At 55.9% G+C, this 26,760-nt stretch carries 24 protein-coding genes; 5 read left to right on the top strand and 19 right to left on the bottom strand.

Going from position 1 to position 26,760, the window contains the following annotated elements; translation table 11 throughout:
* The 6 genes from FHT97_RS22575 to FHT97_RS22550 form a co-directional block, all read right to left on the bottom strand.
* On the bottom strand, positions 1-353 hold a 353-nt coding region (locus FHT97_RS22575), incomplete at its 3' end, for an ArdC-like ssDNA-binding domain-containing protein (protein WP_183864313.1).
* A 426-nt stretch (positions 354-779) separates the two neighbouring features.
* On the bottom strand, positions 780-1,037 hold the full coding sequence (locus FHT97_RS22570; RefSeq protein WP_183756734.1) for a DUF982 domain-containing protein: 258 nt from the start codon (positions 1,035-1,037) through the stop codon (positions 780-782).
* Between the two features lie 915 nt (positions 1,038-1,952).
* Entirely contained in the window at positions 1,953-3,188 is a 1,236-nt protein-coding gene (locus tag FHT97_RS22565) for a DUF763 domain-containing protein (protein ID WP_183756733.1), read from the bottom strand.
* A 264-nt stretch (positions 3,189-3,452) separates the two neighbouring features.
* Positions 3,453-4,421, bottom strand: a complete 969-nt coding sequence (locus FHT97_RS22560; RefSeq protein WP_183864312.1) for a DUF72 domain-containing protein — start codon at positions 4,419-4,421, stop codon at positions 3,453-3,455.
* Positions 4,422-4,986: 565 nt separating this feature from the next.
* Positions 4,987-5,700, bottom strand: coding sequence for a Crp/Fnr family transcriptional regulator (locus FHT97_RS22555; protein ID WP_183756760.1), 714 nt, complete (start codon positions 5,698-5,700; stop codon positions 4,987-4,989).
* Between the two features lie 386 nt (positions 5,701-6,086).
* Entirely contained in the window at positions 6,087-6,320 is a 234-nt protein-coding gene (locus FHT97_RS22550; RefSeq protein ID WP_183864311.1) for a hypothetical protein, read from the bottom strand.
* 953 nt (positions 6,321-7,273) lie between these two features.
* Between FHT97_RS22550 and FHT97_RS22545 the strand changes: the two genes are divergently transcribed.
* Positions 7,274-7,519 carry a hypothetical protein gene (locus tag FHT97_RS22545; protein WP_183864310.1) on the top strand — a complete coding sequence of 82 codons (246 nt, stop codon included), beginning with the start codon at positions 7,274-7,276 and terminating at the stop codon, positions 7,517-7,519.
* A 168-nt stretch (positions 7,520-7,687) separates the two neighbouring features.
* A complete protein-coding gene (locus FHT97_RS22540; protein ID WP_183864309.1) occupies positions 7,688-9,589 on the top strand; it encodes a potassium transporter Kup in 1,902 nt (633 codons plus the stop codon).
* A gap of 492 nt (positions 9,590-10,081) precedes the next feature.
* On the opposite strand, the gene FHT97_RS22535 is transcribed toward FHT97_RS22540, so the two are convergent.
* The 8 genes from FHT97_RS22535 to FHT97_RS22500 all read right to left on the bottom strand — a co-directional run bounded on the left by FHT97_RS22535 (position 10,082) and on the right by FHT97_RS22500 (position 15,714).
* Positions 10,082-11,083: a DUF3618 domain-containing protein gene (locus FHT97_RS22535; protein ID WP_183864308.1), complete on the bottom strand. Its 1,002-nt coding sequence runs from the start codon at positions 11,081-11,083 to the stop codon at positions 10,082-10,084.
* Positions 11,083-11,499: a phage holin family protein gene (locus FHT97_RS22530; protein ID WP_183756729.1), complete on the bottom strand. Its 417-nt coding sequence runs from the start codon at positions 11,497-11,499 to the stop codon at positions 11,083-11,085. The genes FHT97_RS22535 and FHT97_RS22530 overlap by 1 nt, the downstream gene beginning before the upstream one ends.
* Positions 11,492-11,956 carry a nutrient deprivation-induced protein gene (locus FHT97_RS22525; RefSeq protein ID WP_183864324.1) on the bottom strand — a complete coding sequence of 155 codons (465 nt, stop codon included), beginning with the start codon at positions 11,954-11,956 and terminating at the stop codon, positions 11,492-11,494. The genes FHT97_RS22530 and FHT97_RS22525 overlap by 8 nt, the downstream gene beginning before the upstream one ends.
* A gap of 280 nt (positions 11,957-12,236) precedes the next feature.
* Entirely contained in the window at positions 12,237-13,280 is a 1,044-nt protein-coding gene (locus tag FHT97_RS22520; RefSeq protein WP_183756728.1) for an ATP-dependent DNA ligase, read from the bottom strand.
* Positions 13,281-13,291: 11 nt separating this feature from the next.
* Positions 13,292-13,885, bottom strand: a complete 594-nt coding sequence (locus tag FHT97_RS22515) for a cysteine hydrolase (protein ID WP_183864307.1) — start codon at positions 13,883-13,885, stop codon at positions 13,292-13,294.
* Between the two features lie 170 nt (positions 13,886-14,055).
* Positions 14,056-14,316, bottom strand: coding sequence for a DUF2934 domain-containing protein (locus tag FHT97_RS22510; protein WP_183864306.1), 261 nt, complete (start codon positions 14,314-14,316; stop codon positions 14,056-14,058).
* A gap of 88 nt (positions 14,317-14,404) precedes the next feature.
* Positions 14,405-15,265, bottom strand: a complete 861-nt coding sequence (locus tag FHT97_RS22505) for an alpha/beta hydrolase (protein WP_183864305.1) — start codon at positions 15,263-15,265, stop codon at positions 14,405-14,407.
* Positions 15,266-15,381: 116 nt separating this feature from the next.
* On the bottom strand, positions 15,382-15,714 hold the full coding sequence (locus FHT97_RS22500; RefSeq protein ID WP_183864304.1) for a hypothetical protein: 333 nt from the start codon (positions 15,712-15,714) through the stop codon (positions 15,382-15,384).
* 190 nt (positions 15,715-15,904) lie between these two features.
* On the opposite strand from FHT97_RS22500, the gene FHT97_RS22495 reads away from it, so the two are divergent.
* Entirely contained in the window at positions 15,905-16,711 is an 807-nt protein-coding gene (locus tag FHT97_RS22495) for a DUF1206 domain-containing protein (RefSeq protein ID WP_183864303.1), read from the top strand.
* A 268-nt stretch (positions 16,712-16,979) separates the two neighbouring features.
* Here the strand turns inward: FHT97_RS22495 and FHT97_RS22490 are convergent, their stop codons facing one another.
* The 5 genes from FHT97_RS22490 to FHT97_RS22470 form a co-directional block, all read right to left on the bottom strand.
* Complete coding sequence (locus tag FHT97_RS22490; RefSeq protein ID WP_183864323.1) at positions 16,980-18,062, bottom strand: acyltransferase; 1,083 nt, start codon at positions 18,060-18,062, stop codon at positions 16,980-16,982.
* Positions 18,063-18,106: 44 nt separating this feature from the next.
* Positions 18,107-19,111, bottom strand: coding sequence for a glycosyltransferase (locus tag FHT97_RS22485; RefSeq protein WP_183864302.1), 1,005 nt, complete (start codon positions 19,109-19,111; stop codon positions 18,107-18,109).
* A 190-nt stretch (positions 19,112-19,301) separates the two neighbouring features.
* Positions 19,302-20,330, bottom strand: a complete 1,029-nt coding sequence (locus FHT97_RS22480) for a glycosyltransferase (protein ID WP_183864301.1) — start codon at positions 20,328-20,330, stop codon at positions 19,302-19,304.
* Between the two features lie 132 nt (positions 20,331-20,462).
* Positions 20,463-21,563 carry a glycosyltransferase family 4 protein gene (locus FHT97_RS22475; RefSeq protein ID WP_183864300.1) on the bottom strand — a complete coding sequence of 367 codons (1,101 nt, stop codon included), beginning with the start codon at positions 21,561-21,563 and terminating at the stop codon, positions 20,463-20,465.
* A gap of 63 nt (positions 21,564-21,626) precedes the next feature.
* Complete coding sequence (locus tag FHT97_RS22470; protein WP_183864299.1) at positions 21,627-22,958, bottom strand: FAD-dependent oxidoreductase; 1,332 nt, start codon at positions 22,956-22,958, stop codon at positions 21,627-21,629.
* 278 nt (positions 22,959-23,236) lie between these two features.
* On the opposite strand from FHT97_RS22470, the gene FHT97_RS22465 reads away from it, so the two are divergent.
* Positions 23,237-25,204, top strand: a complete 1,968-nt coding sequence (locus FHT97_RS22465; RefSeq protein WP_183864298.1) for a hydrolase — start codon at positions 23,237-23,239, stop codon at positions 25,202-25,204.
* A 112-nt stretch (positions 25,205-25,316) separates the two neighbouring features.
* The gene (locus FHT97_RS22460) at positions 25,317-26,756 is read left to right on the top strand and encodes a lipopolysaccharide biosynthesis protein (RefSeq protein ID WP_183864297.1); all 1,440 of its coding nucleotides are present in this window, start codon (positions 25,317-25,319) and stop codon (positions 26,754-26,756) included.
* The last annotated feature ends 4 nt before the right edge of the window (positions 26,757-26,760 follow it).

Below are 26,760 nucleotides of genomic sequence, written 5' to 3'. Positions count from 1 at the left end.
TCGATCTCCTGGCCGGTGTCATTGGTTTCGGTGCGGATGAAGGAGCTGGCAAAGACGACGGTGGTGCCGGTCTCGCCCTTGCGGACGGCGGCACCGAATTCCAGCGCCTGGCGAAATGTCATCCAGGTCGGAGAGGCAAAGCCGCGAGCAATCGCCTCGGACCAGAGGAGCAGGACGTTGATGCCAGAATAGGGCTCGCCGTTGTGGCGCAGTGGCCGGGTGATCCGGTCGGCGGCATTGGTTGCGGTCCAGGGCTGGATCCAGGGTCGCACGCCCTGTTCGAGCTCGGCGATGATCTTGTCGGTGATGCGGCTGTATAGATCGGATCGTTGGTGAATGGGCTGCCTGCTCATGTTGGAGCCTCCGTTTGAAGTCGCGACCATCGCGACCTGCTACGGCGGTCCGACAGCCGGGCCCGCAAGCGCTGATCCGCACCCGAAGGGCCGAAACGAAGGTGGAAGACGGCAAAGCTGTTGCGGGACTGCGCGGGGCCTGGCAGGACCAACAGCCGGGGCAGGACGCGAGGCGCGACTGGCAGCCGAGACAATCATATGACCGCTGGGCCAGGAACAAAATCAGGCATCGTAGCGCGTGATCCGGCTCCGAAGAGGGGGCGATGACTATGCTGGTAAAGGCCCGGTGGTGGGATCGACACTGTCGTTCTGGATCTTCGTCAGGGCCATTGGCTCTTGACGGCATTTCTTCGGCATCGTTTACATTCGCGGAATGAGAATGCGTTCAGCTTTGGCTGGAAAGGCCCCGCTTGCCGGCCGGTCCTGTTATTTCTCCTTGACAAAGATGTGCGCCTCGACTGCAGCCGCAATAAAAGCCCTGCGGGCCTCAGCGGGAGGCCGCTTCCCGTCAATCACTTCGACGCAGATCTTCTTGGCTTCACGCAGCTGCTTGCCAGTCTGGACGGGCCAGCCTGCGCCGCGCAATACGGCAATGGCATCGCTTGCGCTCTCGATCGTTCGGTAGTTGCCTGTTTGCGGTGAAACGAAGGAAATAGGTTTCGCCCACTTTTTAATGTCTGGCATTCTGACCTCCCCGGCAATCGCAAGCGCTACCGGGGTTTCGAATTTCTTCCCGGGCGGCTAGAAATCAGAACCGTCTTCGGTGCGGTTTGTTCCGGTTCGGCGCGTCGAGGACAATTGCAAAGACGTAAATGCCAAATGGATGGCCAACGAGCAGACACTCGCTCGGTCTAAACAGTTCGAATGTCTTACGCGACACCGCTCCGGCCCTCAGTTCAATACAGTACCTCGATCTCAGGGCCGAATTTCGGCCGCAGCCGGACGGTTCTTCGAGTGTCTCCCGCTTGGAACATGCGCGACCGCTGGCCGTTAGCGCGGTTCAGGAGGAGAAGCATCATGACCAACACCGAACACAAAGCGCGCCCCCGCATTAGCAAGACGCCACGAACGGGGACACGATCTTCCGGCAAGAGGGAAGAAAGACAGAAGGTATACCGGCAGCAATCGGGAAACTCGGACTCTTCCGCAACCGCTGAGCGGAAAGCATGAACAACGGTCGCCGGCGCTCCCGAAAATCTGCCCCTGGGCTCTTTCAATAACGCGGTCCACGCTAGCGCGGTGAGAGGTCAATGTCGCAAGCGTCCGTTCCTTATTGTCGTGCACGAGCCTGGAATACCCTGGCTATCCGCGACGAGTCTGGCAGCGAGCCTTCGTTTTAGTGGTGGGGCTTCCATCCCGTTGATCCCATTGCACGCGCGGGATTTCGACACCCGCGCATTTGTTGCACGGTTGAAACCGTGGCGTTGAAGGTAATTTTCAGACAGGGAATGGTTCCTTACCGTGCCCGCGTGAGGTCGACGAAACCAGTTCGATCGCTAGCAACCTCGATTGTTGGCGAATAGTAAGGCGGAAATGTTCAAGCGCCTGTGAGCTGAACTACAACATTTTCCAGAATTTGGACTTGGCCGTGAACGCTCTTTATTCTCGCTCCCATCCGAACACACTTCGTCCACCGAACTGGGCAGACATGCCCATTTCCTCCGCGATGATCTCGCTGAATTGGGGACCCGAGGCGTGATGTTCGAGTTTCCGGGCCTGAGCGTCGAGACGCCTCAAGGCCGCGAGTTCCTCATCTCGTCCAAGTCTTCCCTTGGAGACTGCCGATTTCAATACGCGTATGGTTTCGTCATAGACCTTCACAGGCACCGGAAAGGGATGCCGGTCCTTGCCACCGTGGGCGAGCGAAAACCGTGCCGGATCGGAAAACCGGTAGGGTGCGCCGTGGACCACTTCGGCGACCATCGCAAGTGCTCTTACGGTCCGTGGCCCTACGCCCGGTGTCAGCAGCAACTCCTGATAGTCCGCCGGACCGCGATCAGCGGCGGCTGCCAGATTTGCATGGAGTCGCTTCATGTTCACATCGTTCTCGCGGACGTCGTGATGAGACGGCATGATAAGATGTGGCAGCTCTGGTTGTTCCACCTTGGAAGGAGAAGGAGCGACAACCACTGTCGCAGCGTGGACTTCCCGCGCAATCTGATCCGGCCCAAGCGTGGATAACAGATGGAGCTGGTCACGTCTTGATTTTTCCGCCTTACGGTCAGCGAGATTAATAATGTTTCCCTGGACGCGCCCCTCTATCGCGCAATGCGGAGAATTGAGGAAGCTTTCGAGCCCCTCTGACAGCCAATGATAACGCCTGGCTTGGCGCCGCTCCTGGTTCATCCCCTGCTGCACCACCACCCAATGACCGTCATCGGTCACTATGAACCCGTGCAGGTAAAGATCAAAGCCATCCTGAACGGCTGCGCTGTCGACCTTTGCAACAAGCCGACTGACGTTTGCCAGGGCTGCGCCGTCGAGCCCTGTACGACTGCCGATATCGATGAGCTCCTGGGGTGTCTTGCGCGACTGCGCACCCCGTCCACCACACACATGCAGACCTAACTCGCCCGAGATTGGCCTCAAGCCACGCTTCATTGCACCCAGCACGCTGGTTGTTATGCCGGACGAGTGCCAGTCCATTCCCATCACAGCACCAAACGATTGGAACCAGAACGGATGCGACATGCGGCGAAGGAACTCATCGCGGCCATAGTGATGGACAACTGCCTCGGCGATCAATGCGCCAAGCTTGGCCATGCGGTCACTCAGCCAGTGAGGAACGCGCCCGCCATGGAGTGGAAGGTCAGCACTGCCCGATCGCTTAGACATTTTTCTGTTGAGGCCTATTCCTGGTCGAGGAGGGTGGCGTCTTGCGCCGTGAATGAATGTCTCTACCTTTTTTCATAGTGATGCTGAGATCAAGGTACAAGGCTGAAAAGACGATGGGGCCATGCGTCAGCCGGCGAAAAATTTCCGCTATTGAGGACGCCACGCAACAGCACTGACGCAAGTGATGCTTAACCGGAGGCTTTAACGAGGCGCTATTGCGTGTCGGCAGATTTCCCCGGAATATGCGCGCAACCATCGTCGCATTCACTGCCGACGCCTAACCGGCGGCCAGTGCGGACGCGCTTGCTCGGCAATGTCTTTCCCAGCCTTTTCAAGCGCCTGATCGTCATCGGGACAAACCACGTCGAGCCTCGTAGCCAGCGATCGTGCGTCGGCGGGCGCACGAACCTTAACGTCATTGTCGAAGTAGACGTACACATCGCGGCCCGCCTTCGACCGCGGCAAGCGAGACGTCAGCCGCTCGACATTGTCGGGTTCCCCGCCATGCGCCCAAGCATGAATGCGACCGGCCCATGTTTCAAGGGCGTCGTCATCATATCCACTGACGTAAAGCTCGTCCGAACCATGAAGGCGGCAGTAAATGAAATCCGCGGTAACGTCCATCAACAGAGGCCATTCGCGCGAGTCTGCGCAAACGAGGGCAACTCCATACTTTCTCAAGAGTTCGATAAATCGCTCGCTCCGAAAGCTGTCGTGACGGATCTCCACCGCATGGCGCAATGGCTGCCTGTCTTCGCATTCAAGCCAACATCGACTACGGAGCCTTTCGTCATGTCGCTTCGCGAGAGCGGCCGCATCTTCCGTATTCTTCGGCAGGATACGCAGAAAGTGATCGAAGAGGTTTTCATCGAATTTAAAGCTCGGCGGAAATTGCCACAGGATCGGTCCGAGCTTCGACCCAAGGCGCAACGGACCAGACGCTACAAAGTTGGCAAGGGGTGTTTCGATGTTCTTGAGCCGCAGCATGTGCGTGATGTAGCGGGAGCCCTTGATTGAGAAAACAAAATTCTCCGGCGTGGTATCTCTCCAAAGCTGGAACGCCTCCGGCTTTTGCAATCCGTAGAAAGTCCCATTGACCTCGATTGTTTGAAATCGCCGCGATGCGTAGGCCAGCTCCTGACTTTGTGGCAGCTTATCTGGGTAAAATGTGCCCCGCCAAGGCTTGTAGGTCCAGCCCGAGATGCCGATACGAATTCTTCCAGTTCGTCCCATGTCGGACAAACCTGGAAGTCGTGCAACTTGTTCCGTGAGCCAGCATTTGAGAGTAACGGCGCCTGATCCGCGCTGCCGAAACCTCGTCATCGACTACGAGCTTCATTTCGCCCGGTGATCGCGCCGAAGAGGCGAAAGGTGTTGAAGGTTAGCGTCGTCTCGGTTGAAAGGGCTTTCCCGACGAGCCTTGGGCCCACTACCTCGTTTTGTTAGCAAACGGGTCGACGCAACAGAATGGCGGAGGGCCGTCGGGGTGCGGTCATCGTGTATTCGAGCACGAGCACGCACAATCTCTCGTGGTTGACGGAGTAACCATTATGGTCGCGCGCGCGCCTCGATCTTGCTGGATTGTCCGAAATACCATGTCCGACGATACCAGCAATCACGGGCAGCAGGACCGCTGAAGGTTTTCAGGGGATGAGCATCGAGGTGGCATACTTCGCCAAAAAGCACCGCATCAGCAAGGAGCAGGCAGAAAGGCCAGTCGGAAGGCGATGCGGCTCGCGACGAGGAGCTGGGAACCGGACCGCAATTCTCGGACGAAACACCTTCCGCGGGCGCGGCGCTAAAATTCGCCGATTAACCGCCGATATTCTTCTTCGGGCTTTCCATAGGAATCACCTGCGAACTCCTCCATGCCTCTTCGATCGCGAATGGTTATTCGCCCGCGTTCCGAACGGACAAGCTTCATTCCCTCCAGCACATGCAGCGCGGTCGTCACGCTTGGGCGCCGGACACCCAGCATTAGCGATATAAAGTCATGTGTGAGCCCGATCTCGTCCCCGTCCACCCGATCGTGTGACATGAGCAACCAACGTGCAAGTCGGGCATCAATCTGATAGTTAACGTTCGATAGGGCAGTGTAGGAGATCTGAGACGCGAAAGTTTGAATGAATCGTGCGAGAAGGTTGGCGAACGTCGGATTTTCGGAGATGGCCACAAGTGCTGAATCAAGGGGCATCCTGTACCCGTCCCCTTCGACCTGCATAAGAACTTCATGCACAGAAATTGTGCCTCCAACACCCGCCGATGTTGGTGAAAATCCTTCTCGACCTAACATTCCAGCCTCCGCCCGGTGTTTGCCAGCCGAAACCGTGATGACCGAACCGATGCCGCTGGTCAGGAAATATACGTAGTCTATTGGCCTGTCGGCTTTCACAATGACAAAACCGTGCCTAAGCTGGATTTTCTCCATCCTGCTCACGATCTTTTGGTATTCTTCCCCAGGCAGGCGAGCCAGAAGACGATTTTGCATGGTCGATTGATCAGGAACAGACATGGAACTCTTCAAGCATTGGAAAATAGCCGCCCACGGTGAGCCGCCAGCGCGTGTCTGCTGTATAACATCTTGTTGTTGCCCATGTTTTTCGGTACGCTGGCGAACAGTTGCTCGGCTAAGACCGCCCTGAAAGCCGTCAGCCCTGGTGATCACCACCGGCCGTCTATCCAGCAGAGGAATGCCAGTCGAGCTCTGAGCTCCTAACACGCATCATTCAGGAGATGATCCTATCTGATCGGTTATGCCACCACAGGCGGCCACTCGTCAGGCGGACATAGCATCGGTGTGCTTTTCGCCCAGGAAGCGGAGCTGCTCACTTCCTGACACGGTTGAGAATCAACAGCGGACTCTGGAGGTTAGTTTCTGTACGGCGACGCGCGATTGCGTCATGCAAGGACCTCGCAATAGACTTGGCCGCAAACGGCAAGCGACTTCTTCATTGCAGCTACGCGCGCTTCCGCGTCTTGGTGGGAGTAAGCCCAGATATCCGCAGCCCAAAGAGTTCCGTCCAGCCGGTATTCGACAGCGAACTTGAACAAACACACCCCCTGCCCATCGCGCCGGACGAATGCTTCTTCTGGCTGTGGGTCAGCAAAGATGTCGGGGCGAATAACCGTCACGACGAGCTCCCGTTGATGATTTGGTCGGCATACCAACCGATAAGGCGGGTCAACTGTTCCAAGAAAAATACACAATCGCGGCGTCCGGGCGCTTCGATGCAGCGCTTAGCAGCCCTATCTTTTGAAATGCGGCCAAGCAGGCGACCGATGTCGGCCCCCTGGCCGAAAGTGCGCCCGCTCGCGCAAAGCTTAAAAGAGGACATGGAAGTAACGCGGCGAGTAATAGATCATGGGCGCGATTTTTGGTCTTCGGAGCCGCATTTGACTGGTTGAGTAGTTCCCTCGTACGACGAGTGATACTTTTCATCCTTTGTCTTTCAGGATACCTTCATATTAGAATGCTATCAGGTGCTGCCGCCCTTTCCGTCGTGCACGGTTAAACGGCCATTCATCAAGGGCCTTTCTGTGAGAGCGTGTCCCGAGTTGCGAGCGTTAGAGATGGATCTGAAGGCCGTTGACCTGTTTAGACATGGCTATGCTACGTTCATGATGCGTAGACCAAGCTTCCGGCGGCACTCTGCCAAAGCCCCTAGGTTGCGAGACCTGTTCGAGCTCTACGCCGAGGCTATTTTGGCGCGCGACCGGCTACTTCTCGACAATGCTGCTCCAGGCCTCGTTGAGGCGAAGAGTGAAGCCTGCGTCGGATTGGAGCACGAGATCAGCTTTTTCCTGGAACATACGGCAGGATCCCACCTCAGTCGCGCCAATCAAGACGGTTGGTTGCCTTAAGCATGATTGTGGCTCCTTGAGATCATAGCGCGAAGCTGACGTGAACCCGAGGCTAGAGGGACCGACAGCAGCGACAACAGGTGTCGATACGGTCGCCGTAGGGCACGGCACAATGTGAGCGATGAGGCGGACGGCCCAATTGGCCGTATAATACTGGTTTTCCTATCTTTCTTGGACAAATGCCGCAACTTTCAGTTGGGCCCGCCAGATGCGGAGTCCTCTCGGTGACAACTATTTATAATCGGCTGAAGAATAAGGCGGAGGAGATGGAACGCGAGGGATTTGAGGTCGACGGGGTCGTCTTTGACCAACAGGCGGAAATACTGCGTGCGCAGGCTCAGGCCGAAGGATACGACGTCGGTGATCACGAGGCTCTCTGCAATAGCGATAGCGCGGCCCATTTGCGAGACCGGCGGGAGGCAATCGCGTTTGCGTCGGCAGCCGGAAACATACTGCCCGATGATGTCTGACCGAGCAGGGTAGTCGCGAAGGTAGGCCCGAACCGTCGAACCGCATGCGGTGCCCGCCACCGCGGGGGAACGATCATCTGGAATCATTGGCCGTCAACAGGGTCGTTGCAATAGCCCCGCTGTAATGGCAACGTCACGGTAAGGCACCAGTGCCTCAGGAACGACAACGTGACCTATCGCCAACTGCGGAATAACGATCCGGAACTGGAACACGAATCCAGGACCGGTCTCCCATTTATGGTGATAGCAGCGCTGGGTGTCGTCTATGGGGATATCGGCACAAGTCCGCTCTATGCCTTTCGAGAAGCACTGCATGCGACGGGCAGAGTTGGTGAAAGCCGACCAGACGTTCTTGGGGTTCTATCGCTCATTGTCTGGGCGCTTACGGTCGTTGTCACCCTCAAATATGTCTGCTTTGTGCTTAGGGCAGACAACCGCGGTGAAGGCGGCACGTTGTCGCTGATGAGCTTGGCCCGTGAGAGCTTTGCAGACCGCCCCAAATGGGTTCTGGTCCTAGGCGTCGCGGGGGCTTCCCTTTTCCTCGGCGATGCCATTATCACGCCGGCGATATCCGTCCTTTCGGCGGTTGAAGGCATACAGGTTGTCGCCCCTGCCCTATCCGATTGGGTCGTACCTATCACTCTCACGATTATTGCCGCCCTGTTCTTTGTCCAGCGCTTTGGCACGGGCGGTGTCGCGTCTGTTTTCGGACCAATTACCGCGCTTTGGTTCGTCGTGCTTGGCATCAGCGGAGCAGTCCATATTTTGGACGATCCGACAGTGCTAAGCGCGGTCAACCCGGCTCACGCTGTCCGATACATAGAGCACAACCTTTCGTCGACAGTTGCTGTGCTCGGTGCTGTATTCCTTTCTGTGACCGGCGCAGAGGCTCTTTATGTGGATCTTGGTCACTTTGGACGGCGGCCCATCGTTGTCGCCTGGTTTGTGCTCGTGTTCCCAAGCTTGCTACTTAACTATTTCGGACAAGGCGCATTCGTTCTTGCTCATCCAGAAATGGCTTCTCATCCTTTCTTCTCCATGCATCCGGAGTGGGCAAGATTGCCGATCGTTTGCCTCGCAACGGCTGCTACCGTCATCGCTAGCCAAGCAGTAATTTCCGGGGCGTATTCGCTGGTCCGCCAGGCAATGCACCTTAACCTGCTTCCGCGCCTTGAGATCCGGCATACCTCCGAGACCCATTTAGGGCAGATCTTTATGCCACAGGTTAACAGCCTCCTGTTTGTCTTCGTAGCTGCTCTCGTAATCTTCTTTCAGAGCTCGAGCGGATTATCCGCGGCTTATGGCATAGCCGTCACTGGTGAGATGTTGATAACATCGTTGCTGCTCTTCGTGGTGATGCGACGCTCCTGGAACTGGACTATCGCAACGACGCTTGCTGTCATCGTCCCCCTGATGGTGATCGACACCGGATTTCTTTTCGCGAATGTGGTGAAGTTTGCTGACGGCGGATGGGTCCCGGTTGCTGTGGCATCGACAATGGCACTCCTCATGCAGACCTGGACCGCCGGTCGGCGGATCTTGGCAAACCGGACCAAAGCCGACGAAATCCCCCTTGCCTCCATCATTGACAGTCTTCACCGCAGGAAACCGCCGACGGTGCCCGGAACAGCAGTTTTTTTGACGAGTGACATCGAAGGCGCTCCGACCGCATTGCTGCATAGTCTGAAGCACTACAAGGTCATCCATGAGCACAACGTAATTTTGAGCGTGGTGACGGCTGCCAAGCCCTTTGTTGCTGATGATGACAAGATTTCCCTTGAAAGCTTCAATCCGCTCTTCAGCAGGCTGATCATCACATTTGGCTATATGGAGACACCAAATATACCGAGCGCCCTCGTTCTGGCACGCAAGCTCGGATTGACGTTCGATATAATGTCCACGTCATTTTTCCTTTCCCGCCGAACAATCCTCCCTTCGAAGAAAGGCGGCATGCCACTGTGGCAGGATAGGCTGTTTATCGCACTTTCCAGAAACGCGGGCAACGCAACGGATTACTTCAGCTTGCCGACAGGCCGTGTGGTCGAGCTTGGTCTTCAGACGGTCATCTGACTCCGCTTCTTAGAGCCTTCAATTGCAGGGTGGTTAAAGACGCTGGAACAGAGGCTGCGGAGGTGCCATTTCACGGATTTCGCGCACATGGCCTAAGGCGCAGGTGGACAGCTTCGCCCTGGTGGGAGCGCGAGTGTTTGTTGTCGCATGGCGCCGCACCAGCCCGGCCCTGTGCACTCGTCCTCGGCTCCCAGTGTAATTCAGAACCTGATCGAAACTCGTAAGACCGGTGTGCCATGACGGCGGCAACGCGTTTGCGGGCGATGCGCTTTTCAAGGCCTTGCGAGGGATATTCTCATCAACGGCGCCAACAGCTCGTGACAGCGCACACGAACCCAGGTCACTGTTCCAATGACAGCCAACCGGTCGCGAACCGGTTGAAGTGATACCACACAGACCGTATCAGCGCCGCGCCGGTCACGGTCAGATGCTGTCAGGTTTTGCGCCAACCCTCAACTCGGCAAGGATTGGCTGGACCAGGTCAAAAGTATCCTAGCGCGGTTTGGGTTCGGTAGCGCCGTTCCCGGCTTTGAAGGCATTAACCTCCTCCAGAATCCGATCTTTGACCACATCGTGTGCCTCGGCGGCCACCGAAACAGCTTGCTCGTAGACACCCGACGCAATATCCATGCCTTGTTCGGCCATGTTCGCCGCCTCGTCGGCAATCTTGGTCTTGGCGAGGTCTGCGGTATCGCCTAGCATTTCATCCTCCATCTCGCTATGCGGAAGCGCCGCACCGATCGCGGCTCCGACGGCGAAAGCCAAGGCTCCACCAACGAGAGGTTGGTCTCTGAAATGGGTGAGAATAGCATCATTTAGCTTAGTGGTCTGCTCCTGGATGCTTGCCCCGGCCGAGGCCGATCGATCGGACAACGACGACATCGCTTGCGATGCTTTTGATCCTACGCTGCTCGTTGCATCCTTGACCTGGGCCCAGGTTTTTGCGGTCCAACCGGATGCTGCATCGAACATGGCGCCCGTTTCATCGGCAATCTGTTCGATCTGCTTTCCGCCTGCGTCGACAAATCCGCGATACGTCTTTCCCGCCTCGTCAATGAAATGACCGGCGCGTGCACCAGCCTCATCCGTCAACGCTTTCAAGCGCTTCCCGGTGTTGTCTGTGAAATAGCTATATCTGCTGCCGAATTCGATTTCAGGAGGCCCCAAACGGCGGATCGCACCATCGGCCGAGTAGAGTGGGTACTCAGGATCGGATGCTGTTGTCAATTGCGCATCGCCATTCTGTTTTGCCATCAGCCAAGCAAGACTGATCCCCATCAGAGCGACCGGCATCGGGTTCATTTTTAGCGCCCGACCAAGATTGCTTACATATTCGGCGCCACCGCTTTGTTTTGCATAGTTCAGAACTTCATCTATCAGTTCGCCGGGCGACATCTTTTCCTGGATAGCGTCGATCCGATTTTCGATCCGCTTCCGATCCACTTCGATTTCCCGTTGCAAATCCAGAGAGGTTTTTTCGGCTGAGTTGCTCATTAAAATTTCTCCTTTACAGCACCGACATCACGGCGAAGCGACGTTGCCGTCCGGTCAAGCCGAAGATTGCTTCCGCGCAAAGCCGAGAGACCCTTGGCGACCATGGCCCAGGCGATACCCGCTATAACCACTCCGATGATCAAAGCTGCCAAGGCATTCGCGCTCGCCGGGGAGATACCTTGTGTAACGAGAAACGCCGCAAGTCCTGCCACCGCGGCCGTCAACAGCACGCCCACCGCACCGATTGCCAGGACCAGTCCAAATATCAGAACTTCAACGCCTGTGAGTGCCTGCGAGAATTTTTCGGATGCTTCCGTTTTCGCGAGGTCGATTTCCTTGCGCAACAGACTCGTCACGTCAGTGACAAGACCACCCACCAGTTCCGACAGCGATAAGTTATCGGGTACTTTAGACATCTGTGTTACCCTCGCTCTTGTAATCCGTCTTTCGAGACTGGTTAGTCACAGAACCGGGCGAACGTTTTGCAGAAGCGGTGAGAAAACGGCTTGCGGCCAGACCAGCAAGGGCCGCCACGCTCAGGAATGCCACCGGTTGCCTGCGACCGAAATCTTCCGCGGCCGTTGCCAGTTCGCCAAGATCCCGGTTTTCTATCTGCCGGGCAACGGCCTGCACGCTCCGTCCAATTTGGCTGGCATAGCGTCCGGTTTCAGGCTGATCCGAATTTTCAAGTTCCGAACCCACTTTTTGGAGTGCAGTTGCGATGCCGCCGACTTGGCGGGCGAGAAAATTTTTCTGGCTGGCGGCTGCGTCCCTTGCTTTTTCAACTGCGGTATCAGCGCCCGCTTTCAGGCTGTCTTGGACCGAACTCAGATCGTCGGCCACCTTTTCTTTCAGGTCCCTGGCTTTCGCCATCGCGTCGGGTGTCGTTGAGGTGCCGGACGTCGTTGACCTTTCCTCCTGCTGCGCCGTCAGGGCCGGCGCGAAGGGGGCATCCCCTCTCGGGAATTCGTTGGACATCTAAATCTCCCATGCTTGCGGTAGAGAACGTCCAACCCTGACAGCAAAGCTTTGTTCCACTTTGCGTGACAGGCTGTTCGATCAGGCGAAATTTGCACCGGATGAATAGAGCCATTGGCTCCCGACGCGATCTGTTGATTTGGTAGGCGCTGCAGCTTGGCGCCCACCCGGCCCGTCAGAAAGTGGGGTCCACCATGATCGCCTGGTCGATTTGCTCGTAGTCGCATTGACGTGGCTTCTTGTCAGGCCGCCACCTGACCAGCGTCGTCCCATGGCGAAAACGACGACCTGTTACGTGATCGAACCGGACCTCAACGACAAGGTCCGGCTTCAGCGGCTCCCACTCACCGGTTCGCTCAGTACTCCACCGGCTGGGACCTCCGGGCTTCTTGCCAGTGAACCCGGGAGGCTCGCGAAGTGCCTCCAACTTTTCAGTGAGCTCCGCTCGTTCGCGGTCTCTGATGCTCGACGTGAAGCCAACATGATCAAGCTTACCCTCCTTGTTGTATAGACCAAGCAGAAGCGAGCCGACTTTATCCGAGCGACTCCCGTACCGAAATCCGCCAATCACGCAATCGGCAGTTCGCAATCGTTTCACCTTGATCATGGCGCGCTCGCCAGTTTCATAGGCTCCATCAAGACGTTTGCAAACGACCCCGTCGAAACCATCAGCTCCCGCTTTAGAGAGCCACTCTTCGGCAGTCTGTGCAGATTTGGTATAGGGCGAGAGCGCCAGCCGATTCTTTAATACGAAGGGTCCTAGTAAATCCTCGAGGAGCTCTCGTCGTCGTTCGAAAGGTTCCTTGAGCTGAGAACGCCCATTGTTATCTGCAAGAATATCGAAAAGAACAAGTTTGGCCGGGTGAGTGGTCGACAGCTTTCGTATCCGCCTTTCAGCAGGATGGAGGCGCATTTGCAGCGTTTCAAACGATAGATGTCCACCAGCTTCAATTACAAGCTCGCCGTCGACCACAAACCGTGTAACGGGCAGGTCCTTCAGCAGCGACAGCATTTCGGGGAAATATCGCCCCAGAGGTTTTCCGGACTTCGCCCGAAGGTCAACAACTGATCCTTCCTTGAAAGCGAGGCACCGAAATCCATCCCATTTCGGCTCGAACTGCCACCCCTTCTGGTCTGGGAGGCTGTTGACCAGCTTCGCTTCCATTGGTTCGATATCGAGGGGCAGCGCGTAGGAACGGTTCTTTGCGGCATTGGTCATGGCTTTTTGCCCTAATCCAGGTGCAAACCTGATGGCAGACTGCTTAGGAATTGATCCGCTGTGATAAGACGAAGCTGCACGGAAAAGCGGTCGCCGAGGAGTTCCAGAGACGCGTCGTGCGTATCATCGGCGCCACTACAAACAGCATCCTTCAATAGGACGACGCGGTAACCGAGATCGATTGCGCCGAGAGCCGCGGCAAGCACGCAAACATCAGTTTCTCCACCGGTCAGAACGACGGTATCGACACCCTCTTTCACGAGAATGGAATGCAGCTCGCCGCTGACCCATGGTGAGTAGGTCATCTTGTCAAAGATGCGCGCCGGTGGCGTCAGGGCGCGCAAGGCCGGAACGAGATCAATAAGAGCCGTGTCAAGATTGTCTCGGGTCATCATCCCCCATTTTTCGTAATAGGCACGCCACATCCCAGTCATGTCTTCAGCCTTCCGCGGCGGAACAAAACGGGTGAATATCGTAGCCTCCGGATGGCGCTCCGCGAGTGCGACAACCTGTGGCGAAACCTCTTTCATCCACGCCACGTGCCAGGGTGTGTCCTCCGCAAACAGCCTCTGCATGTCGATACAAAGATGCACCCAGTTTGACATTTTTCGCCTTTCAAATTCGATTGGCCGGCACGGTTCTTTTCTGCAAAACATAATGTCCAGGTGCCACCAACCCCTCTCCAGTTATGTGCTCCATGGGTTCGGTAGAGCTCAGTCCCATGGCGGGGGTACGGTCAAACTTTCCGGCCGCCGTCGATGATGCCGAGCGTTACTCACTTATTCTCGGACGCCAGTTCGCCCGGGCTGAACGGCGTCGTTGCCTTCTGCGAGGGAACTGCATCCGAGCCGGTATCCTCTGGATCGTCAGATGGGACTATGCCACCTGCTTGGTCAGACGACCTTGCTTTCGGTAAGCCCTCGGTCTTGGTAATCTCCTTTTCAGCGACGAGCCAGTGTCGCTCGGCCTGTCCATCGGGACGGCCCTCGGCCTCCCATTTTCTGTAGGCCTCGGCCCGAATCCTGTCCTCGGCCATAGCAAGCGCTCCTAGGCTCTGGGTAACGTTTACTAACCTCGGGCTTTTAACAGAGTTCCAGCGGGAAGTTTGATTATCGCGGAGACTGTCACTCCAGAAGGAAGTCGGTGATTGCTGAGGCCAAAGCCTCCGGGTTTTCTTCAGCGACGTGATGCCCACTGTCGATACCGAAACCTTCGACATCGCGGGCCCAGCAGTTCCAAATTGCAGCCGGATTTCCGTAGATCTTCTGGAGATCATCTCGGAGAGACCAAAGACACAACATCTTGCATTGAACCTGTCGCCCAGCGTCACGATCTTCCCGATCATGCAGATGGTCAATTCGTGTGCTGGCTCGATAATCCTCGATCATCCCATGAACTACGGCAGGGTCGTGAATGGCCCTCAACACGTCATCGTAAGCTTCCTGCCCCATCAGCTCTGCCGACAGATTGTTGTACCAGGCGTCGGGATCAGAGGAGATTGCCCGTTCGGGTTTTTCGGGTTGGGCAAAGAAGAACCAGTGGTACCAATCTCTGGCGAATTTCCAGTCGGCGCGCTCCAGATGCTCGATCACAGGCAATCCATCGATGGTGATTAGCCGCCGGACCGATTGGGGATAGTCCATCGCCAACCGAAATGCCGTGAGGCTTCCACGATCATGACCCACAACGTTGAAACTAACAAAACCGAGGTTCTCCATAAGTTCCTTGAGAACGGCAGCCTTTGCTCGTTTCGAAGATTTTTCGCTGTTGCAACTGTCGGCTGGAATGAAGGACCCGCCAAACCCCGGAAGATCCGGGCAAATAACCGTAAAGTGGTCTGCCAGCGCGTCAGCAACCTTCCCCCAGGTCATATGAGTTCGCGGGTGTCCATGAAGGAGCATCGTCGCTGGCCCTTTACCGCCAATCCGAAGACGAATTTGGCCTTCGGTCGTCGCAGCAATCTTCAATTCAAAATTGTCAAACATGAACGTCTCCGGCGGTGAGTGTGACGCGAGGCGTGTTGCGCAGGGGAACCGCAAACTCGATGATAGCCAGCCGGCTTGATAGAAGCAGCGGCCACCTCATGACTTGCTACAGACGATCATCCTAGGTGTGCGTGGCCACCCCGCGCCCGGTAATGGCGCCGACTGAATATCGTTCCGAGCGCAAGAGCCGTCGCGGCAGCTGCCGTGACCTTCAGCCAGGATCGCGATGCTTCCTTGGTGACTTCCCCCGTTGATCCTCTCATGATGGCCAGTTGAGTCCGCAAATCCCCCACCTCTTTGCGAAGCCAAGCAACTTCCCTGAGAGCGTCTTCAAGTTCCAGCAAGTTTTCGTCGTCATCGGGCGGTTCACGCTGGCCTTCTTCGATCTCTTCGAAATACTGCTCGAGCGCGGCCTTTGCGCCTGATCCCTTGGTACGAGTATCAACCATAATCGCTCCTCCTCGCAGGGACTTGGGATAGCGTTTCCCTCATCCTCTCTCTTACCGACGTAACGCAAAGACATGCCAGTCCGTTCGGTCGCCGCAGACACATTCCATCTGCGTGGGACAAGGACAACAGCGCAATGGAACTCAACGCCTTTCGTCTCGTTCCTGATTTTCTCGGAGGTTCGAAGTTGCCATGGTTTCCAAATTTGAATTGCTCGCACGCGCAGGATACGTGGCTCGGGGTATCGTTTTTGTTCTCGTTGCAGGTCTTGCGCTCTTTTCGAGTTTTGGTAGCCGGCCAGAGACCAGATCCGCGCTCGATACTCTTCTCTCGCAGCCCCTCGGACGAGTATGGCTCACATTGATTGGTATGGGGCTGCTGGGTTTTGTGGCCTGGCGGCTGGCCCAGTCTGTAGCGAATGCAGACAATCACGAAAACGACGCGAAAGGTCTTGCAATCCGAGCGACCCTTTTCGCGAGCGCGGTGATTTATATAGGACTTGCGGCCTATGCTTTCTCGCGGGCCTTGAATCTTGACTACGGCGGCCACGGCAGTGGAGAGAAGGGACTGGCGGCCTGGGCTCTGGCGCAACCTTTCGGGATCTATCTGGCCGGCGCGATCGGGCTCGCTTTCCTGCTCGGCGGCGGGATTACAGTCCACAAGGGGTTGTCCCGTCACTTCGAACGCTATCTTTCCGTATCAGGTCGCAGGCCGCTGCTTTTGTTATGTATTTATGGGCTGGTATCTCGCGGAATCATCTTTCTGATCATCGGGGTACTGTTTTGCTACGCAGCTCTTACGGTTGATCCCGATAAGGCAGGGAGCATGGCAGATGCGCTGAACTGGATCCGTCGTCTACCTTTTGGCGCGATCATCTATTTGGCCGTCGCTCTCGGCTTGGCATCCTTCGGCCTCTACAACTTCGTAGAGGCGCGCTACCGCATTATTCGCTCCCCTGATGTGGGTGCTATACGATCAAAGCTGCCAGCAGGACTATGAAAAGCATAACTGAGGCGGCTCGACAATCCGGGGCTTCTTTTAAAAAGGGAACATTCGTGAGTGATGCATGTTCGTAAGCATCATATGCGGATGAGGCAGAATGTTCCGAGACGACAGCTTTTTCCCCGGTCCTGGAGCGGGCCTGCCAAAGACATCAAGGCCCGGTCGATGCAAGCGAGAAGGTTTGGTTTCTTTGCTCGTCGCCATGTTCGCAACATCACTGCTCGGCTATATTCTCATCGTGGTACTCGCAATCGCGCGTATGTGATTAACCCGGGGTGGCCGCGTGAACGCCTGATCTTGCAAAAATATGCCGCGATAGAAAAAGACGTACCGGCCTGTCGAAAAGCCGCAAGGCCACATCGCTGGCAATGATCACCGTCACCACGACGAGCGGCACCTCAACAATCGGCTCCTTAACGCCTGTGGCGGCTTGCAGAGTGCCGTTGACCCAACAAAAGAGCGGATAGTGCAAGGCGTAGATGGGATAGGATAAATCGCCAAGGTACCTTGCGACCCCTTCCTGCGTTTTATTCAACGTTACATACGCCCCGGCCCACACCAACGCAGGTGCAAGAACGAATTTCCAGAACAGCTTCAATGTAAACGTGGCTTCCACGGGCACGTAGAACACCAGCAGCATGAGTGCGGTCAGGCACCAGAATAGACTTCCGACCAGCCGCGTCCGCCTGCGTGTGATCATCCGGTCGAGATGAAAGATCAGCACCCCAAGCGCGAATGACGAACCAACATGCGCAAACCCGAGCCAAAACGTCTCTGTGGTATCGCCTCCGATACCGAAGACGATCACGCAGATGGCCGATACGACGAAGGTAAGGACTGCGATGGCGATCTGTGGACCGAAGCGGACAGCCCACCACGCGACATTGGCCACGACCTCCAGGAATAGAGAAAATTGTGGGCCGTTGAGCGGAAACAACTGGGGGCCGCCGATGTTGAAAGGGGCATGGAAGTAGGGAATGTTGAGGGCACCGGTGAAGAGGGCGATGGCCACCGTCGAAAGGACAATATCGTTGGTTTGCCAGACGGCCCTTAGCAGAACGTACGAACAGCTTATGATGGTTGCGAGCATGATCAAAGGCATGAGCCTGACCGCACGCATGACGAAGAAGTCCCAGAGGTTCATCTTATGAACCCTCTCGGAATAGGCAACTGCAAGAACAAACCCGCTCAAGGTGAAAAACATGTCGACCGCGAGATTTCCGTTCGCGGCAAGCCCCGGGACATTGAGCCACCGTTCGAGGTGAAAGAGCAGCACTGATATTGCCGCGATACCTCGCACGCCATCGAGTGCTACGTAGTGGGAAGCCGACCTCTGACTACTCGCCATGCGCAAAGCCCCTCCTCTACCGCCATTACTACTGGCCGGATACGTCAGCAACGTTCGTTCCACATCCCAAAGCAAAACGCCAGATCGCGCGCGAGCGAACGCCACCTCAATCTGCCGTCCTGTGCACCTCGATAACAGCCCGACGAGACGAGGCGCATGAATTCGGCAAAAGCCAGGTGGCCGGCCAGCTCGTAGATATTTCCGCGGGCCTCGACCTGCCTTAATGCGGACGCGTAAACCTTCAGCGCAGCCTGCCGCCGGAAGCCGGGAAAGCGAGTTTCTGCAGTAGCGGGCATTCCCTCGACGCAGGCCAACATCCCTCGTGTCGCATCGATGTAACCCTTGTTCTTCAATCGAATATCGCCGTCGACCTGCTTGCGACCGCTCTTGCCAAACAGATTGGAGGAATGCTGCCTGTAATAAACCAGTGGCTCGGCAATCTCCGCTGTTTTTCCAAGAGTCTGTGCGAGAAAGAATCCCCATCGATCATGGGCAATGAGATGGTTTGGTTCGATATAGTCAACAAATCGTCTGCTTGACGGAAGGATATCCAGCACGTCGCGCCGGACGATCATCGAGAAACCCAGAAAGGTGTCCCACACGTCGTAAAAGAGCGGTGGCCTGATGCGGGTTGTCTCTATGCCCTGACTGAAGAGGCCAATCTTCGTCCCAGCATTGTCGATGAGTTCAGCCTGGTGGACAACCTGGGTGACACCATCTTCGAAAAGTCTCTGACACACCTCAAGTTTGTCCCGGCGCCAAATGTCATCCTGGTCGCAAAAGGCAATCCAGTCACCCGACGCCTTCGATGCTGCACGAAGGAAGTTCTCCCGAAACCCCAGGCCGGGTGTGTTCTTCCAGCGTAGGATGGGAAATGGCGCCGATTTTTCGAATGCTGCAAGCAGTTCGGGTGTCGAATCAGTGGAATCGTCGTCACTTATGATGATTTCGAACGGCCTCACCGTCTGTGCCGTCAGGCTCTCCAGTTGCTGCGAAAGATAGCGTTCCCCGTTGTACGTTGCCAAAACGACGGATATTCTGTGGTTCACAACAGGCTTCCTTTGCACGCACCTGAATTGAATTCCAACCTTTCAGCCTCGTTCGCGCGGGAGATCGGCTGAATGCAATGACTACTGTCCTATGCCACGGCGTTTAGATTTGAGCTGTGCCTTCCTGCATGGGAGATCCCATCGGCACTCCCCCTGCACATCAATCGGCCAAAGTATCGATGTGTCATCGTCAAGTTCCTACGGAGACTGCGTTCTTGAGCCGCGACCTTAATCGCCATAACCGCGACGGATCCAATCGAAACGAGGCGAGCTGCCGTCTTCCGACGTCTGGAAGTACAAACAGGCCGAGTGCGAAAACAAGAGATATGCATGTTCTCAAGATTGAACCATGCTCTCGACGGACGGCCGATACATAGGACGTCAGAAGAGGAAAAGACGGCCTCTTGCCGGAAGCAACGGTGCTGAGGATCATCATCTCCCTGACATAGGCATAGTCTTGGCGGAGGCGTATCTTCCCCTTGAGGCCGCGCTCGTCGATGAGTTGCGATAGATGGCGGAGCCGAGCCAGAAAACGGTCCATATAGCCATTCAGTCGTTCGCTGGTCAGCGTCGAAAAGGATGACAGATTGGCGTTGTGAATTCGGTATTTTCCGAGCGGTAGATCCAGAGATACCACCTTTCCGACGAAAGGCGCCAACAAGTAGGGTACGCCGTCGATCGCTCTTTCGTAGCTCAGATCGCCCAGATTTTCATAGATATCACGGCGATAAATATTCCCGGAGGTTGGCGGAGTATTGTAATAGCCTCGCTGGTTTATCGAATGAATGAGCGGTCCAGATTCCTTGGAATGTGCGAGTTTTGGGAATGGATCTCCAATAACCTTCCCCTCCTTGTCGATTGGGCTTAGCATGAATTGCACCTTCGATACGTCAGGCTGCAGGTAAGGTGCGACCTGCTGGAGGGCTCCGAATTCGAGGAGATCGTCGGCATCGAGAAAATGGACAAAATCGCCGTTGGAAAGGCTAAATCCGGTGAGCGAACTGCGTAGCGCACCACGGTTTTTCTGACGCACGCACGTTACATGGTCGCGGTACTCCTGGATGATGTCCCAGGAGCGGTCGCTCGAGCCGTCATCAACGACAATGATCTCAAGATTTGGATAATCCTGCTGCATTGCACTCTCGATGCATTCCCTTATGTACAATTCATAATTAAAACAAGTAATTATTATGCTGATGAGAGGAATGTTCGGTGGCATCAGATCGCTCCGTATGCAACGCATCTTGTTGCGTCGCAATATACACTCTCAATTGAAATGTTCCACCGTTAAATCGTACAATTCGATACGCGCAATGCGAGAGCTGAGGATCGGTCGCGGAACATTTTGCTTCTATGCCAGATTGGAATGCTTCACTTTTCCTGCGTCAGCCGTCGATCGCGATGCCAGGGCGCTGACATATACTTGCATCGTTTCTCGTGCGACCCGATCAATGGTGAGGTGGTCAATGCGCAATTGACTGCGAGCTTTCCATTCTTCAATCTTCCCTGGGGTCTCAACGATTTGAATCAGGGCTTCTGCCAGCGCCGACGGATCGTGCGGCGGTACCAGGATCCCTGCATCGCCATGTTCGAGCAATTGAGGTATTCCATCGACCTGCGTTCCGATGACCGCGCAGTGTGCCTCTCGCGCTTCGGACAGGACAAGCGGTGCGGGGTCTGCGTGCGATGGCAAGACGAAGATATCGGCGCCCAGCATGTATGGGTAGGGATCGGTGGTCGGGCCGACAAACGTAATGGCTTTGGCGCATGCAAGCTGCGAGGCCATGTTCTTATAGGCATCGCGATGCGGGCCGTCTCCCACAATGTACAGATGTACGTTTGGATTGGAGCGATGGACAATCTCAAGGGCTTCCATAAGATCTGGCAACCCTTTCCGGGGATGGAGGCCACCAACGAATAGGATGCTGGGTGAGACGAGCGGAGCCGGTTCTTCGGAGCGACCGTCGGAGCGGGCGGAGCCGATCGTGCCATTCAGTACGACGCAAAGCCGCGACGACGGAACACCCCGTCTCTGCATTGACGCGCCGACGACGTCGCTGACGGCAATGACCCGCGTTCCAAGACCCATCAAAGTTGCGCTTTTTTCAAATTCGTTGTGAACGGTGGTAATGAGAGGGATACCGCTCATCCTGCAGACCGGAAATGCAAGGACTGCGCTCGTCATCATGTGGGCATGAACGACGTCGGCACGGAAGCTGCGCACATGACTGCGAAGGTGGACAAGTGCCTTGGCGAGGTTTGGAAAACTGCGCTTGTGATCGACAAGAACTGTATGGACGCCTTTACGTTTCAGCAATCCGTCGAAGTCACCTCCCCCACTCGCAACGCAAACGTCGTGGCCCTGCCCTACCTGTGCGCATGCCAGGTCGACGGCGGCATGGACGTGTCCGTTCAGGCGCTGGGTGTGGTTGAGAACATGCAGGATACGCATAATAAACCTTTCGTCTTCTCACTTGCCCCGCGTGACGAGCGGTGTTCTGTTCCAAGCGTGCAGTTAACCGCTGCCGAGCGCAGCCTCCACTTCGATTGTCGATACCCGCGCCGTCGGTTGATAGTTGAAGGCACCCTGACGACCGATCGATTCGATGCCGAATTGTCGCAGCTTGGCGATTGCCTGCGTTGCATGCTGTGCGGCGCCTTGGCTGTAGATAGGATAGGCGTTTTCGAGGATCTGACTTCCCTCGAGTTTGAGCTCTCCAGTAAACAGAGCGTTGGCACGCGTGTGATTGCGAAAATCGGCCTCGGCCTGGTCAACGGTCAGGACTTGGCTGGCGATTACTTCGACCGCAAAATATTCCCGGTCATTTTGAGACCCGTAGAAATCGGAATAAACTGTCAGCCGCTTCCAGAAACCCTCATGCGAGAAATTGTAAATAATCGACTGTGGAAACCCACGTGTACCGCGAAAGCTGAAGTAGAGGGTTATGAGTGTAATCGTATTCAAGGCTGAATGTGACGGAAGGTCGCAAAGGCGTTCGGCAGCGGGAATTGGAATCGTTGAAATCACCCGCTTGGTAAATACTGGGCCATCCGCGAGTGACACTTCGAAACCATCATTGAGCTTTGACAATTTCCTGAGCCCAGCGGACAGTCGGAACGACACGCCGGCGACCTTCAGACGTTGAACGGCTACGTCATAAAGGCTTGCGAACCCTTCCCGAGGACGTGCCATTTGACGATTTACCGGTCCCGCCGCTGCTTGCCGCCGGATGAGCGTAAATTTCCTCAGCAAGCCCTTGATTGATGCGTGTTCACTGATCCATCCCATTCTTTTGCGGGCGAGATCGAGATCAATCTTTTCAGGCTCAATCCCGTAGAAGCGCTTCATATAGGTTTCAAGGCCGGACCGCTGAAGCAGATAGGCCCCGATCCAGTAGCGCGCAAAGTCTCGTGCATTGCGCATGTTTCTGCGGAAAAGCCTCGCATAGATCAGAGAAAAGGCGATACGCGACAGCCCTAAAGGTCCAGCAGCGAGAATGTCGTCCCGGACAGAAATAGGATAGACCGTGATCCGACCTTGCGGGTTCAATCGCCCCCAGGTCGGATTGATCGGAACATAACGGGGCAGAAGCTCCGGAAAGTGCCGCAGCAATGGCGAATCGTCCTGAAAGATCAGGCTGCCAACGTCGAACGTGTAGCCTTCCGGCGACGTCCAATCCATATGGTTGCCGCCCACATGGCTGTAATCGTCGACGACAAGGGTGCGCTGACCTTGTTCCGACAAGATGGAAGCAGCAACAAGGCCCGATATGCCGGCGCCCAGCACCACTGCGTCGAAATGCGGGAATTTGGAAAGAGGCACGACCTGCAGGCTTGTGTCATCCATTCTCCACCCCGTCGCCGCATGAGTGCTGCAATGCAACAATTCTTGTTCTATAGAACACAGTCAACAGAAACAATCAAATACATTAAAACATTTCATAGTGGAACCTGTCTTCTTCAACGACACTTATCATTGCAAGAACTGGCGATTTTTTTTGACTTGATAATAGGCGAACGATGTTATTACATGCTAGCAAGCATCTTCTCGCAGGTGCAGCAATACCACCCGCAACCTCGTCTTTGAGATGTGGGATCTCTTTCATGTATCGGCAGGGGTAATCAGTGTTGCGGCGTAACCTCGACGTTCTACAGAGCCCGCTCGATGCTGTCGGGGTGATCTCGACCGACGTGTTCGATACGTTGCTGCTACGCCAGCCCAGATCCCAAAAATCCCGGATGATGGAAGGGGAGCAGCGTTTTGCGCGCCTTCTGCGGGAACAGGGGCTGCGCGGTAATGTCGAGGAGTTGTTGCAGGCCCGCTTGATGGCGGAAAAGCTTGCTTATCGGGCACTTAATGTCGGCGGTGGCGTTGGGGAAGTCAGGCTGACCGATATCGTGGAGCGGCAACTGGCAATGCTTGGTCTGCCAGCAAGGCTCCGCGACAAGCGTATCGATATCGAAATCGCGATTGAAAAGAATTCGCTATATGCCAATGGGCCGCTGGCCATGGCTCTTCGCCAGCATCGGCAGGCTGGCATTCGCATCGTGGCTGTTTCCGATACGGCACTTGGAGCCGACCGGTTGTCGGAGTTGATCAATTATTTTCATGGGCCGGGCCTGGTCGACGCGATCTATTCAAGTGCCGAACTACTCGCAAGCAAACGCTCCGGCTCACTGTTTTCCGCTGTCCTTGCCTCGGAAAAGGTTTCGTCATCGCGCCTGCTTCACATTGGTGACGATGAACTGGCCGACCATACAGTGCCCCACAGAATGGGCATACAGACGGTTCATGTTCCCAAGGGCCGGCTGAGGCGCTTGGCGACAAAGGCCGATGGGGCGCGTTCGGAAGTGATGAGGAGCGTTCAACGCCGGTTGCGACGAAGCGGTCGATCCCGCATTTCCATTCTCGAGGATCAAACGGCCTTTGGCCGGGAAGTTTTTGGCCCAATTGTTGCTCAGTTCTGTTTAAACATCTGGATGTATGCACGACAGGCAGAAGCACAAAGCGGAACACTTGCATTTTGCGCGCGTGGCGGCGTCGGGATACGCCAGGCCTTCGAGCACCTGGTCACGCGCCTTGGCCTGCCGCTTTCACTCCGACGCGACAATATTCTGGTTTCGAGATTGGTCGCGGCACGAATAGCGCTGGAATCTCGCAGTCCAGCGGTCCTGGATGAGCTTGCCAGGGAGTTCGCGGGCAACAGTTTTGCTGAAGTCGCAACCTTTCTGGGGGGCGGGAAATATACGTTTCCTCCTGCCTGGGATGCGCCTTTTTCCTCATCTAGGTTCTTCGATACGCTTGACAGTCCCGCAGGGCGCCCGGTTCTCGCTGACGTCATCGAACAGAATTCCTTCTTCAGGCGTCACCTCGACACGATGTCAGATGTGAGGGACAGGGTTATCCTGTGTGATACCGGACTCTACGGTAGTACGCAGAGATTGTTGGCTGCCGGAATGCCGGAAAGACGGTTCGAGACGATCCAGTTTGCCCGCTGCAATTACAAGGGACTGAGCGAAGACCATTTTTCAAAGCTTTCAGGTCTCATCGTTGAGGACAACCTCTACAACCCATTCAAGGTGGAAACGGTCATCCTTCGATACTGGCATATCATCGAGCGATTGTTCGAGCCATCTGTGCCGTCGGTCCGGATGCTCAGCCTTGGAAGTGACGGCATTGTAGAGGGAAACTGCGGGAATATTGCCTACGGCAAAATCGATGCGTCGGCCGGCAATCCCCTTCTTGGAGGCGTCCTGGATTACATCGATGACCTGGACGACGGAGCGCAGGTGATGCGGGACATACCGGCTGCGTGGGTGCGATTGAAACAAGCGATAACCAACCCTTCAGAACTCGATGTTCTCGCACTGGGAGTGGGGCTGCGGTCGGTAGATTTTGGCCGCCCGGATACGATCAACATTCTCAACCGGACCGACAAGGCAAGTATCGCCCAGCAATTGAGATCGGTGAAGTCTCATCTTTGGCGCGAAGCTGCGATTGCGCGAGATTTTCCTCGCCTCAAGTCTGCACTTCTTCCGGTGATCGAGTTGGCTCACATCCTGCGCGGCGTATCGGCGCGCTTCCAGCGATGAGAGGATTGCCTGTGGCGTCGATCGTCTCTGACGAAATAGAACGCACAGGATTGGCGAGCCTTGGTCACCAAGCAATTGCTGTAGTTGCAGCTTCGACAGGTTGGAGTTTCTGATGCTTGCGTTCAAAGCTGTTCAAGGGGCAAGTTGGCTGGTCTTTTCCCGCTTTGTTGGACGCATCATCGACTTCTTCACACTTCTGGTTCTCGCGAGAATTCTGTCGCCATCGGATTTCGGTCTGGCGGCGCTCGCGACGTCGCTTGTCATGATCGTGGATACGGTGCTCGAGGTCCCCGTAACTCAAGCGCTCGTTCGGCTGCCGTCAATTGACAAGAGCCATCTCGACACCGGCTTTACGCTTGGGATCATCAGAAGCAGCGTTATTGCCGTGATCATTTTCGCGGCCGCCTATCCATTTGCACTGTTCAATCATGAGACCCAGCTTTTGCCTGTTGTGGCGGTCATGGCGCTTGGACCGGTCGCAAGAGGCTTTGCTAGCCCGGCCATGGTAAAGTTTGCGCGCCAGCTCGGCTTCAGACAGACCTTCATTCTGGAACTGTCCGGTAAACTGACTGCCAGCATCGCGGCAACAGTTGTCGTGCTCTCGGGTGGAGGCTACTGGGCGATCGCGGTCAATTCCGTGATAGCCTCTATCGTGTCGTCCATCGCTTCCTATGTCCTTGCCCCCTATCGCCCAGCGCTATCGCTGTCGCGACTGCGTGATTTTGCAAGCTTTATCGGTTGGTTCAGTTCGGCGCAGCTTGTGTCGGCGTTGAACTGGCAATTCGATCGCTTCCTGGTCGGCGGACTTGCAGACCGTGCAACACTCGGTCGCTACGCGGTTGCCAACGATGTCGCGGTCATTCCGACGCAAAGCATCATTGGCCCAGCTCTTCAGCCGGTCATGGCCGCCTTCTCGCAGATCAGCTCGGATCGTAACCGTGTAAAGATCGCGTTTCTGAAGGCGGCACGCTTTGCGATGCTGATCTCGATACCTGCCTGCATCGGGATTTCGCTCACGTCCGATCTCGCGACCGATCTGCTACTTGGGCAGAAGTGGAAGGAAGCTGCGCCACTACTGAGCATTCTTGCGCTTTCCGTCGCACCAATTCCATATTTCCAGACCCTCTATTCCGTGAGCCTGGCCCTTGATCGCCCCAATATCATTTTTCGCTTGAACACGACCGATCTCCTGTTGCGCCTGGTGCTGCTTTCGCTCGGTTTCTATCTGGGCTCGGTCACGGGCGTCAGTTTTGCCCGTGTCGCGCTTTCTTTCCTGATGTTTGGCTTCTACCTTAACGAGGTCCGGAAGCTGCTTGGCCTCGGCATTGGAGAGCAACTGTACAATCTTTGGAAAGTGGGCTTCGCTGCCGCCGTCATGGCGACAGCGGTCTGGCTGTTGCGAGACGAATTGGCTGGGCAGCAGTTGAATCACGTTGTCGAGCTGGCTCTCGTCATCGCAACGGGAGCTGCAGCCTACGGTGTCACATTGCTTTTGCTTGGAATGCGTCTGATTGCCGGACGTGGACGTCTGGAGCTTATCGATCGCGCCTGACGGG

The sequence above is a fragment of the Rhizobium sp. BK399 genome, assembly GCF_014194695.1.
Taxonomy (GTDB): domain Bacteria; phylum Pseudomonadota; class Alphaproteobacteria; order Rhizobiales; family Rhizobiaceae; genus Rhizobium.
The sequence above is the reverse complement of the archived record's forward strand: the minus strand, read 5'-3'. Positions and strand labels throughout refer to the sequence as shown.